Genomic DNA, 12,459 nt, shown 5'->3' on the forward strand with positions numbered 1-12,459 from the left:
AAATCCCGTCTGTTTTAATCAGGCATTGCATTACTCAGCAACTCCCATTGAATTATGCTTAAATCACAATTATGTCAATCTAAAAACAATGTTGAACTGCATTAATCAAGCGCTGCAGACTAATTTTACCTTAAGAAACATTCAATTTACTGCGCAAATATCATCCGATGAGTCAAAGCTAGTACAAGAAATAGAACAAAAACTGTTACGTAACCAGGCCATTCCCACAACGATGAGCGAGTTTACAACCTTCATGCTCTGTGAATACCGTGCTCGTCTACAAACCACGCCTGAAAAGCGCATTCAATTGCCTCCTGAAGTATTAAAAATCATCCTGGAGAAATGCCTGTCTTCTACAACGCCTGCCTATAAGGTCAATCAATTACTAGACAAGACCTATCAAATCGCGGACGAAGCCATTAACAAAAGATTGATTAATCCACTTATAAAAAAAATCAATGCCGAAATAACGCGCTTACAAATAAATAATCCCATCATAAGATTGTTTGTTGCTTTAGGAATATTAAAATCAGCTGATGACAAAATTAATAGCCTCACTACTTTAAAACAAAGTCTCGACGATCTGAATAATGTATCTATACACAATTCGGAACCCATAGAGGAACAAGTGAAAACAATCGCTAACAATTGGTTGCAGCAAAATAAAGCGATTATGGAAAAACAACGCAATCAACTGCACACCTTTTTTAACCCTCAGCATAAAACAAAATCCAGTGTCTTCGCTGAGGAACTAATAACCATGCAATTAAATTAAACCTGTATCGATAATTAGAAGATCTTAAAATTAATGCGAATGGTTAATATCCAATTTACGGACGCTTAATACTCTCATATTATTTTCTGCAAAATTAAACATCTATAATGGACAACTAATTATTCCACATCCTGTTGCAACTGACACTCAGAACAATACTGAGTATTATGATGGGCCGTATAGGGATCGAACCTATGACACAGAGGTTAAGAGCCTCCTGCTCTACCAGCTGAGCTAACGGCCCCATTCACTTGTTTAAGCATAATACTTTCATCTAAAATTTCAAGTTAACAGGGTTTGACCAAAACAGCACGTTCTGGTTGGTACTGTTCCCTCGTCTTATGTGTTATTATTTAAGCAAATTGGCCTCTTGCTTTGCCATAAAATTAATCCTGAACAACTAGTTAACGAAGAATGAACGTATTTAAAACATATTTTTTATTGATCTGCTTTTTTTTAACTGGAGTTACTCCCCCTGCTTTCGCAGAAAAAAGAGAAATTGCTATTACCATTGATGACTTGCCTTTTGTAGGAGAAAGTAAGAATTTTCATCTGGATATGATCATCAACGCGATTAAAAGTAACGAAATCCCCGCGACAGGCTTTATCATTGCAGGTGAAGTAGGCCCTGCCAATTGGCAAATGCTGCATAAATTCCGAGAGGCGGGCTTAGGGCTGGGTAATCATACCCTGACTCATGCCAATTTAAATAGCAGCAATACAGAGCATTATATTCAGGAAATAGAAGCAGCTGATAAAATTTTAGCCTCTGTTCTTACTGAGCCTAAATATTTTCGCTATCCTTATTTGGCCACAAGCAGTGGCACGAAAAAAAATAAGGTCATGGATTATCTTGCGGCAAAACATTATCAAATTGCCCCCATTACCATTGATAGCAGGGATTTTATTTTCAATCAACTCTTACTCGCCGTACCTCAAAATGAAAGACGTGGTTTTCTCAAAGTATTAAAGCCCTGCTATCTTGACTTCATCTGGCAACAAACGTTAAAAGCAGAAGAACATAGCCGTTCTGCTCGCAAACCCGACCAGACGCAAATTCTATTAATTCATGCCAATTTACTAAATGCCTATGTCCTTCCTGATATTATTAATCTTTATAAACAACATGGTTTTAGTTTTGTAAGCTTGACAGACGCTTTAAAACCAAACGAAGAAGACCCAAGGCCGGTTAAAAAATCTCACTCCAATAATGAACAAACGGAAAACTATATGGCCTGGGATTAGAATCTGTGAATAAAATTTACGTTTGGTTTTCTGATCAATAGACTTTATTTTAATCAGCTAATTTCGTTCCATAAAGCCTGTCACCCGCATCACCCAGACCTGGCAGGATGTAACCTTTGTCGTCCAGGCTATTATCAATGGCCGCTGTATACACGGGAACATCCGGATGTTCCTGATGAAAAGCAGATAATCCCTCTGGAACAGCCAGCAAACAAAGAAATTTGATCGATTTAGGATTAGTATCTTTAACCCCTTTAACCGCTGCAATAGCACTGTTGCCTGTTGCTAACATAGGATCGACCACAATCACATCCCGATCAGCCATATTTTCGGGTAACTTATAATAATACTCGATAGCTTCCATCGTTTTGGGATCACGGTACAAACCAATATGGCCTACCCGGGCAGAAGGAATCAATTGCAACATGCCGTCTAAAATTCCATTACCAGCGCGTAGAATGGAGACAAAAACAAGTTTTTTACCTTTCAGGACTGGCGCATACATACTGCTCAAAGGTGTTTCAATTTCTTTATATTCAATCTCAAGATCACGAGTAATTTCATAGGCGAGCAACATAGAGATTTCCTGCAAAAGCGTACGAAATTTGACTGTGCTCGTGTCTTTTTTTCGCATAATTGTTAATTTATGTTGAATAAGTGGATGTTTAATTTCAATGATCTGTTTATCACTCATATCTTTCCTTCCCTTAAAAAATAGTTCCATCACTGATAATCTGAATAGGAGGAATGCCATCGGCACGTTTTTGTCGGGCGAGACGTCTCCCTGCTTCCCAGGTACCACCTTGCAAAATTTTAGCTAAAGGGAGTTCCGCAGCACTTTTTTGCAGCCGCTGACGAATTGCTACGGCTAACTCATCCAACAAAGCCACCGTTAGGGCCCGCCACTCTACAATAACCTCTGAATCAGGTGCCTGTAATTGCTGCAATACTGTTTCATTTTTTACCTGTAGAAGTCCAGTATCAATCAGCAAACCTCCATTTCTGTATTCAGGCAAACCGGTCAGTTCATCTAAATCAGTTACTTGTATACCAAATTTTTCCAAGGGTTCAATTAACGAATAAGTAAGCCACTGAGACAACTTATGAAAAGGAATTAATTCGGAGGCGGGGGCTTCTGTTTTGAGTGCTGAATAGGGCCAAACATCACCTAAAGAAATACCATGATAACGTATACGCTCGGGCCAGATTTCGCCAAACGCGGTTAATACCGCCTGAAAAATATGAGGTACAGAGATAGCTTGATTTACTTGTAAAGAAGAGATACAGGAATAAAAATTGCCTAAACGTCCTTCACGACCAAAACAAGCCTCATTTGTCTGGATGCTTTTACCCAACTGATTAAGCAATGCAATACGTCCTTTAATACCGTCAAGCGGATTATTATCACTAACCTGAAAACCTGTTTTGAAGTCCGTCCGACTAAACTGAATCAACCGTTCTGCATCAACTCGCAGCGGTTGATTGACATCAGCACTAAATGCTCCTTGTAAATAAAGAGCAAGACTGGCCAATGCCAAGCCTTCTGAACGACTATATCTCTGATCTCCCGGCTGTTCTTTATAGATCCAACGCTTACCGGCTCCTGCATCCAGTAAAACAGAAAGAATAACCAGTTCATAAAGGATCTTTCCCTGCTCTTCCGCTGATAATTCAGCAAGTTGGCTATTCATTTTTTTAATTCTATCAACACCGCCCACCTCAAAATGTCGCCAACGACTATGATAGGGAATAGTAAAAGAAGGATATTGATCATCAATGACCTCCAATACCCAATCAACAGTGAAAGCCATTTTGCTTTCATCCAGTATAAAGTGCCGTAGTCCATTCTGGCGCGCTAAAGCTAAAATACGCTGCGCCTGCTGACGAATGGTTTGTAAATTTTGTAGAGACTTAAGTACATCGACAGAGATTTCATTCGAATTAGTCATGAAGATCCCGTCCTTTAGGTTTGGCAAGCTCATTAATATCAAGCACTCTGTCAGGAGAATAGTAACCTGCGGCCCGTTTAGCATCCATTTCTACTTTTGCATCATCAGGAATTAAATCATCAGGAATTTTGACACGTTCTACCACCTGGATACCGGCTTTTTCAAGGGCTTCAAATTTCATATTAGACATGGATACAAAACGATGAATTTTAGTTATACCAAGCCAATGTAAAACATCTGAACTTAATTCCTGAAAACGCATATCCTGCACCCCAGCAACGCATTCAGTGCGTTCAAAATATTTAGCAGCCGTATCGCCTCCTTTTTGTCGTTTACGTGCATTATAAACGAGAAATTTAGTCACCTCCCCCAAGGCCCGACCCTCCTTACGATTGTAGATAATAAGGCCAGCACCTCCTCGTTGCGCTGATTCCACACAAAGCTCGATCCCATGAACCAGATAAGGGCGACAAGTACAGATATCCGAGCCGAAGACATCAGAACCGTTACATTCATCATGGATACGGCAGGACAGCTCAATTGCAGGATCATGAATGGTAGTCACATCGCCAAAAAAATAAGCAGTCAAACCGCCAATGGGCGGTAGAAATACATTCAGATCACTTCGTGTTACCAATTCAGGAAACATACCTGCGGTATGCTGGAACAAGGTACGTCTTAATTCTGATTCAGAAATTTGAAAACGCGCGGCAATGCCGGGCAAATACCAGACTGGATCAATAGCGGCTTTACTAACCACTACATCGCCTGATTCCAATAAAATTTTACCATCGGGTTTCAGTCTTCCCTGTTGGATGGCCCCACGCAACTCCGGTATATTAATATGCGCCTTTGTCACCGCGATGGTTGGCCTGATGTCATAGCCAGTGGCAATTTCCTCAGCAAAAACCTCAGCAACGTTATGTCCCCAGGGATCAAGCGATACAATTTTTTCAGGCGTCGCCCATTGTTGATAAGGGCCTATAACCACTGGCGGTGCAGTGTCTGTCAAATCTGGCTTATGTTCCGGATCAAGCACACCAGCTGCAACAGCAAGAGCACGATAAACTGAATAGGAGCCTGAATGAGTCCCTATGGCATTCCGATTGCGAATATTCGTCATGGAAGCAATAATAGGACCTCGTTCTTTTGCACTAGCCGCGCCCCAATGAATTGAAAGAGGTGCTGTTGTATAACACGAAGGATGTGAAGTCAGGACAATATGTCCCCGCGATTTTTTTTTCACATTATCGCTTGTCGTCATGTTAATTCCTATTAAATATCCTTTTAATCTAGTCTAAAACACAATGAACTGAAAAACACTATCAGCGTCAGACTCATGTGAGAAAAATATGACATTCTTATGAGTCCTGTGATTATTTTTAACAAAAAATAATTATAATTATAAAAATCAATAAATTATGTTTATGTTTCTAAATTTTAAACTCTGCCTGGGGCATCTGTGGGGCACTTAAAAATAACAAATCACAGCATATCCCAACACTTGTATTGTATTAGAGTGTGCTGCAGAAATAAGTCTCGCGATATTATCTACTGAATAAATTTTTAGTGGCTTAGATTCTATAAGCCTCTTTCTCTGTTGTAAATTGGCAACATACGATTTATAAAAAGGTTTATAACTATTGATCAAATATACACATGTGTGTATATTTATTGACATTAATCGGTTCCTCTCAAAAACTGCTTTATGTCTACACCCAAGAAAATTGTTCATAGAAGACTTATAAAAAAAAATGACCAGCAAGACTTTCAACTTAGCGATATGCTTGAGTTAATGCATCAACTAACTCAAAACAATGAACTTGCTAATAAAGAATTTTTATCGCCTGAAAAACGTCCTGATGGTCGTTACGTAACTAGTGAGGCAAATCTTGATAAATGGATTGATCCACGAATTTTCCGTGAAACTCAAGTAAAACGTTTTTTGCGCTGGTTAACTACAGCCCCTCCTTTGCTAAACTTATTTTTTAACTGGTTGTTCATTACAAAAGCGGGAATGAAATTATCCTACTTTGATCAACAAGAAGATAAAAATACAGGTAAGCAATATAAACAAGATGCCCAACATCAAATTAAAGAAAGAGAAGAGAGTTTTACAATTCATAATCTAGGTCATGCGACTCAACTTATTCAAACTTCAGGTATGAATATACTCACTGATCCTGTATTTGGTGATTTAGCGCCCCTCGTCTATCCTGCAATAACTAAAGGTTTTGGCATGAATTTTCAAGCTAAAGACCTTCCACCTATAGATGTGATTTTAATTTCTCATAATCATAGAGATCACGTTGATGAAAGCTCCCTCAAGGAATTGATTAAGAAGGCAAAAAATGCAAGTAAACCATTACCTCAATTGCTTGTCCCTATGGGGGATGAAGATTTTTTTAAAGGACTAGGGTTTACTGATGTTAAAGTATTTGAATGGCATGAGCAAATTACTCTTAAATCCGAAACTAATCAACCTATTATCTTTTGTAGCACCCCTGCTGATCATCGTTCAGGGCGACATGGATATGATGCTCATCAATCATTAGTTATGGGGTGGACTATTAGTCCAAAAAATAGAAATGAAATCCTTTATTTTGCTGGTGATACAGCAAAAATTAGCGATGTTCGTATGAAAGGACTAGCTCTTGATATTTATCAACTTTATCAGCATAAGAAAACACTTGTTAATCAAGAATTACCTAAACTAATTAATATGGAGCCTGGTGGTCCTAACTATACTCGTAAAGACATGCAGCCAACTCATCAGTCTGCAGTAGACAGTATCGTTTCATCTTTTCGTTTAGCAATTGCCTTGAATGTGGTAAGTACTACTCACAGGGGAGAAAACCCTGCGTTTTCAGCAGATAATTGGTTGAATGCTACTGCTACTATTTTTATGCATCATAATAAGTATGAACTTGGTCCAGATAGATTTAATGAGAATGTTTTCATCTATACGAGACTATTAAGTTATCTTAAAATGAGTGATGAACAACTACAGAGACATATAATTAAACAGCAAGAAAAAAGTACGAGGTGGAGTTTATTTCACAGAAGAAAAGATTTTATTATTGATGGAGTTAAGGAATTAAGGCAATTAGCACAACAAATTTGGCCAGAAGAAAAAGACTCTAAAAAACGCAATAAAAAAATTGTAGAGTTCCTTGAAGCTAGAGTTCATTTCCCACTCATTAATGAAAAACTTAGCTCTGAAGACTGTTTCAAATTTCAACAAGGGGAATTGTCAACCATCATTCCAGATACGTATTTTACTGATAAACATGGAAAAAGAAAGCGCAAAGGAGCAAAAGAAGAAGAGATTGCTTCGGAAGATGATATTATTTCTTCACCTAAAAACTTTTAATAATGGAAAGACCGCGTCATTTAATGAGCGAAGTAAGATGAGGCGCTTTTTATATTAAATTTGGATTTGTTCATGTTATGGTAAATACTACAGCACGTTGTCACAATTACAATAAGCTATAATGAACATCATGCACCCCCACTAGCACGACTAAGTTGCGTGGTTTTTTCCTATAACCCTATCAAAAATAATTAAAATTTAAATTGATCATATAAAGAACATTGTTTTGAAGGAGTTAAGCCAACGTTATGCGTTGGCTTCTTTATTTGTGGACTCATATTTTTTCATAAATTTTCTTTTTTCATGTTCATATTCGACCCAATATGCTGTGATCAAAATCAATAGCCCCTTTTTCGCTTTTTCCATAATATATTGGATTGGAATAATTTCTATAAACAGCAACTTTACACAATACATAACAATTAACTATAATACACATAACACACCCGCCAAGCCTCTATTAGCTTTGGTTAATATGCTCAAATCGCGCGGGTATTTTTTTGCCTAAAAGAAAATAATAAATGGCGGTTTTTACAAAACCCGCAATTACTCCTATTGAACAAATAGCATTACTTTGTACAGAGGCTTGGCCAAGGATAAAGACAAGAAAATGATAGCAAGCGGGTTTGAGCTTTATCCGCCCTTATTAGAAAGCTGCTTTATACAATCACCGTGATTAGGAATATTTTTGCCCATCATTCTCGACTATGGAATAGAGAGTTAAGCATTACACCTGTTAATCCTGTAAAAGAGGATTTATGCTGGCCTGCCTATTTAAATAAAAGGCATCAACACACACGTTTATCCAGTGTGCTTTCGATGTTGTATCCCATGATGAAAGTTATTCACTCAAAAACCACTTGGGGAAATCAATTATTTGCTCTGTTTGATGATTTCAAGGAGATCTCTGTTAAAGATATGGGGCTGCCTTTAAATTGGCGAAATGATGATTTCTGGAATGAATCCATTAGATCAAAATAAAACCAATTTATGTGTGTTTATTTTAATTTGCCCTCAAGTACCCCATTAAGGAAAAAATAATAGAAATAATCAATTAAAATCAGTGTAAAATAAAAATAAATCATCGGATTATGAGTCTCATAAAAAATCGTTCTTGAGACTCTAGAGAAATTAAACTGGCGTAGTGGCATTAAAACGTCAAACAGGTGGTTTATCAGGGAGTTCTTTAATCTTTTCAACCAACGCATTCGCTTTTTTATAAGTATCAGTGGCCCCGAAAAAACTGGAGGGATTATTTCCAAAATTAGAGACACCAATAGCTTTTAAAATAAAATTAAGAATTCGCCTGAATAGTCCTCGATGTTCTTTGAAAACTGGCTCGACTTTTTCAAAAGCTTGCTCACATTGAGCTTTAAATTGAGAATTATCTGAATCTCCCTGTGAAAATTCTATAAGAGCTTTGTCTATAGAATTCCAAAAAATTAAGGCAGCTTCCTTATAAGGTTTATTTTTTGATGCTACTGCGTCAGTTTTTGTGCGAAATGTTGCCAGTTGAGGTTCCAGGATATCAATAATAGCTTTGTTAAGAGATTTTATTTGTTTTTTCTTATCAGACTGTATTTGAGCTTTGCTCATATCATATGCCTGATGTAGTTGAAGATATTCTTGGGATGTCTCCAGTTTAATATTATTTAATTTAAGAATGATTTCAATTTGACCTGAAATGATTCGGGCATTTTTTTCCAGAATATTACAGTTGCCACTTCGATTACAATCTTCTATTGAAGAACAGTTACTAAAATCTATCCTGAATTGTTGAATGGTTTCTATGGCTTTTTCAATCTCATTTTTAGCTCTTAAAGTAATTTCCTTCTTCACAGAACTACATGCACTCATCATAGCCTTTTTAGGCATTAAATCTTTAGTTATTTCATATTCCAATGCAGCTACAGTCACTGCCAGTGTGCTTAAACTACTTAGAGAGCTTGATATTTTCACCCTTTCAGCCAAGTTTTTTATTTTTCCTGCCTGGTCAAATGCCAAATATATACGCTGTAATGTTTCTTTCTTTTCTTTCAATATATCCTTATTTAAACTTGCCCAAGAAGGTAGATTTTCTACTTTATTTCGTAACAGACTTAATTGTATTTCTAATGACTCATTAGTTGAAAAATCAATAGGAAAATTTTGTAGACGTTCTTTGAGTTCATTCACATTGAAGATGTAATTTTTTTTGCTTTCATCTATATTTTTTATCTTTTGCTCAACAGCTTGCACTATTTGGGGATTTTGTGGATCAAATTTGGCTAGATCATTAATCCTTGCGATATAATCAAGTTCCGTTTTATCACAAACTTCCGGAGAAGAACAATTATAAAAATTGACTTCAATATATTGGATCTCATGAACAATTTTTTGAATTAATATTTTATCTTCTAATTTTTTAGCCGCTTGCTCAACCTCATTTTTACGCTTCTCAACCGCTTCTTTCACTAATATTTTACACTTGGTGGTTTGACTAGAAGAATGAAAAGCTTGATTCATACTTGTTACAGAGTTGAACTCCTCAAGTTTAGCGCATAAATCCTTTGCCTGATCTCTTATAGCCTCAACGGAAGTTATATTTTGGAATTCAATAGCAAATTCTGATATTTTTTTCAGATAGGGTTTAAAATGTTCTTCTTCTTGACTAAATTTTAAGTTCTCCTCTTTAATTTCCTCTTCACGCTTCAATCGAGCTTCATTTGCTTTTTTTATTAGCGCCTTATTTTTTTGCTGCAAATAGCCATTGGGAATAGCCAAATCCCTTAACTCTTTAGTCACTACTGTCGATTTTTTCCTTAGCTCTTCCTCTGTATAACAATCAGAAAAATCTATAGAAAAATTGAGTATTTTCTCCATTTTTCTATTAATTTCTAATTGATATTTATTTTCTATTTGGGTTCTTTTATTAGTATAAGCCTCGACTATTTTTGGATGTTTTTTCGTTAAACCAAGTTTTTTTTCTTCTTTAGTAATTGTTTGAATTGCCGCTAGCTTATTAAATTTTTCTATATAATCAGGATCATTAAAATCTGCTTCGAATTTTTCAATGTCTCCTATATTTTTTTGAATTTCATAATCAGCGGCCTTAATCGCATTATTATGTGCGTGAATAGAATCTTCAAGCTCAACAATTTTTTTCGAAAGCATGTTTCTAAAAATAGAAGGATTGGTTTCATAAGGAAGAAGATTAGGCGTGAATACAGCTTCGTATTTTTTGGTTAGTTTAGCAATTAGAAAATCACGCTGCGCATTGCTAATAATAGTAAATTCATTTTCAAACGAAAAATCTTTGATTACTTGATAGAGGTCAATGCAATTTTTGATTGTTCCGCAATTCAGGGACTTTTTCTCTTGCATTTTTAGGAGTATAGCTTGTAATTCAGGGTTTTTAGAAACGTAAACTCCATTTTCATCGGGTAATTTTAACATTTCCCTAACCAGATTATGTTTATGCTCATTAGAGCTGAACGTACAAAAACGAAATTTTCTCTTCTTAATATCGCTAAGATTAAATTCTTCCCGCTTTTGATTATCCCATGGATTGACCAAAATGAACTTATAACCCCCCTCATTCACACTAGCAGGGACAATTTTATCGATTCTTAAAGCATGGCGCCCATGAGTATTCCCGTAACCGTCCAGATTACCATAAATCATACTTATATAAACAGGATAATCAGGAAAAATGGTTTTTAATTTAATTATATTTTCTATGTCCGTTGTATCATTACTGTGCACGCCTATTAATTTACCTACAAACTCTGTGGAAGTAGTTTCATGACGAGGGTACTTTGTATTATGCGCCATAGTACTATTTAGTTGCTCTTCTAGTTCCCAATTGCGTATATAAAAATAAGAACTCACACGCTCTAAAATTTTAATGGCTAAAGAATTAGTAATGACGCCCTCTTCATTGAACTTATCAATCTCTTCAAGCCGCTTGTTCGAAAGAAAGAATACATCTTCTTTCGTTGTTTCATCATAATGGTATTTATATTTTTCCAGATTTTTATTACTTAGGAAACTTGATTGAGAGCTGTGGGGAATGCGAAGTGTTACACCGGTCTCATCTTGAGTGAATAAGGATTTAAGTAATTTTCTTTCATCATTACTACTATAAATGCTATCTAAAGAAGCGAGTAAATAACAGTTTCCTGTTCTCCCTTGTTTTATTTTAAGAGGGCCATCCGGAAACAATGGTGTCATGGTCATTAATGTCTCTCCCCCAGCAGATACTCCAATTAATTGATAATAAAATCACTTTAGTGATCCGGCGCCATAACATTGCGTATAATCAATTATTGAACTGGTTAAATTTTATTATAGTGTATATCTTATTTATTAAGAGACCATTAAATACATATATATTTCGCAGCTTCAACTTCGTGCCGGACAAAAATCCAAAGAGTACCCAATTGCCAGTGAAAATAAGTTTTTAAGGTAATTATTTGCTCTATTTTATTTTTTTGACTAAGGTAAAAGAATAACCTGGCAAAACTATGCTTGATTATAATAGTCATAAAGACACTAATTTTCTATCAATTAGTCGTTATCAGGAGGATAGATATGAAAAAGTTAACTCTGTTGGCAACTCTTACAACAACCCTGTTCTTTACATCTGTTGCGAGTGCCACATCGTCTGCTACAACAGTTTCACCTGGAACGTCCAATCCGACAACGAATTCTGTTACGGGTACCGACACTAATACAACCCCGGATGCTACAACGCCCGGCACAAATGGTACACCCGGTACAGTTACCAATCCAGGTACCACCAACTCAACCACAGGAACAACCCCGGATACCACAACTAGCCCAGACACAGGAACCACCCCGGATGCAACAACCAATCCAGGCACTGTAACCACTCCCGGTACAACAATTAACCCGGGTACTGGCACTACGCCAGGTACGGTCACTACCCCTGGCTTTCAAAATAATCCTGGTACTGACACAAATACTGGCACGGGTACAAATTCAAATGCAGGCGGCACTAATTATTAGACTCTTCGTAAGATGAAAGCAAGATTCTAATGATTATTTCTCTTACCAGCGGATATCTTCAATCGATAGATATTCGCTTATTTTTTAATAATGCAATTTGCAGAGGA

Annotated in this window: 9 protein-coding genes and 1 tRNA gene; 5 read left to right on the forward strand and 5 right to left on the reverse strand. The window is 36.6% G+C overall.

What is annotated here, in order from left to right; genetic code table 11:
• A partial coding sequence (locus T345_RS15160) for a hypothetical protein (RefSeq protein WP_035918049.1) occupies nt 1-775 on the forward strand: 775 nt, incomplete at its 5' end.
• Nucleotides 776-946: 171 nt separating this feature from the next.
• Here the strand turns inward: T345_RS15160 and T345_RS0103035 are convergent.
• A tRNA-Lys gene (locus T345_RS0103035) sits at nt 947-1,019 on the reverse strand.
• A gap of 170 nt (nt 1,020-1,189) precedes the next feature.
• On the opposite strand from T345_RS0103035, the gene T345_RS13390 reads away from it, so the two are divergent.
• The gene (locus T345_RS13390) at nt 1,190-2,020 is read left to right on the forward strand and encodes a polysaccharide deacetylase family protein (RefSeq protein ID WP_084273720.1); all 831 of its coding nucleotides are present in this window, start codon (nt 1,190-1,192) and stop codon (nt 2,018-2,020) included.
• A 49-nt stretch (nt 2,021-2,069) separates the two neighbouring features.
• Here the strand turns inward: T345_RS13390 and upp are convergent, their stop codons facing one another.
• The 3 genes from upp to T345_RS0103055 are packed head-to-tail and all read right to left on the reverse strand — an operon-like array spanning nt 2,070 to nt 5,233.
• Nucleotides 2,070-2,714 (reverse strand): uracil phosphoribosyltransferase, encoded by a 645-nt coding sequence (gene upp / locus T345_RS0103045; protein ID WP_028388052.1) that lies wholly within the window; start codon nt 2,712-2,714, stop codon nt 2,070-2,072.
• Between the two features lie 13 nt (nt 2,715-2,727).
• Complete coding sequence (locus T345_RS0103050; protein WP_028388053.1) at nt 2,728-3,969, reverse strand: URC4/urg3 family protein; 1,242 nt, start codon at nt 3,967-3,969, stop codon at nt 2,728-2,730.
• Nucleotides 3,962-5,233: a GTP cyclohydrolase II gene (locus T345_RS0103055; RefSeq protein WP_035918051.1), complete on the reverse strand. Its 1,272-nt coding sequence runs from the start codon at nt 5,231-5,233 to the stop codon at nt 3,962-3,964. The genes T345_RS0103050 and T345_RS0103055 overlap by 8 nt, the downstream gene beginning before the upstream one ends.
• A 444-nt stretch (nt 5,234-5,677) precedes the next feature.
• Here T345_RS0103055 and T345_RS0103060 point away from each other — a divergent pair, with 444 nt between their 5' ends.
• Complete coding sequence (locus T345_RS0103060; RefSeq protein WP_028388055.1) at nt 5,678-7,342, forward strand: MBL fold metallo-hydrolase; 1,665 nt, start codon at nt 5,678-5,680, stop codon at nt 7,340-7,342.
• 672 nt (nt 7,343-8,014) lie between these two features.
• Nucleotides 8,015-8,323: an Abi family protein gene (locus T345_RS13395; protein WP_028388056.1), complete on the forward strand. Its 309-nt coding sequence runs from the start codon at nt 8,015-8,017 to the stop codon at nt 8,321-8,323.
• Between the two features lie 177 nt (nt 8,324-8,500).
• Here T345_RS13395 and T345_RS14490 read toward each other — a convergent pair whose 3' ends face one another.
• Complete coding sequence (locus tag T345_RS14490) at nt 8,501-11,560, reverse strand: hypothetical protein (protein WP_051555107.1); 3,060 nt, start codon at nt 11,558-11,560, stop codon at nt 8,501-8,503.
• A 354-nt stretch (nt 11,561-11,914) separates the two neighbouring features.
• Between T345_RS14490 and T345_RS13405 the strand changes: the two genes are divergently transcribed.
• A complete protein-coding gene (locus T345_RS13405) occupies nt 11,915-12,352 on the forward strand; it encodes a hypothetical protein (protein ID WP_051555108.1) in 438 nt (145 codons plus the stop codon).
• The last annotated feature ends 107 nt before the right edge of the window (nt 12,353-12,459 follow it).

This window comes from Legionella fairfieldensis ATCC 49588 (assembly GCF_000621525.1).
In the GTDB taxonomy this organism is placed as follows: Bacteria; Pseudomonadota; Gammaproteobacteria; order Legionellales; family Legionellaceae; genus Tatlockia; species Tatlockia fairfieldensis.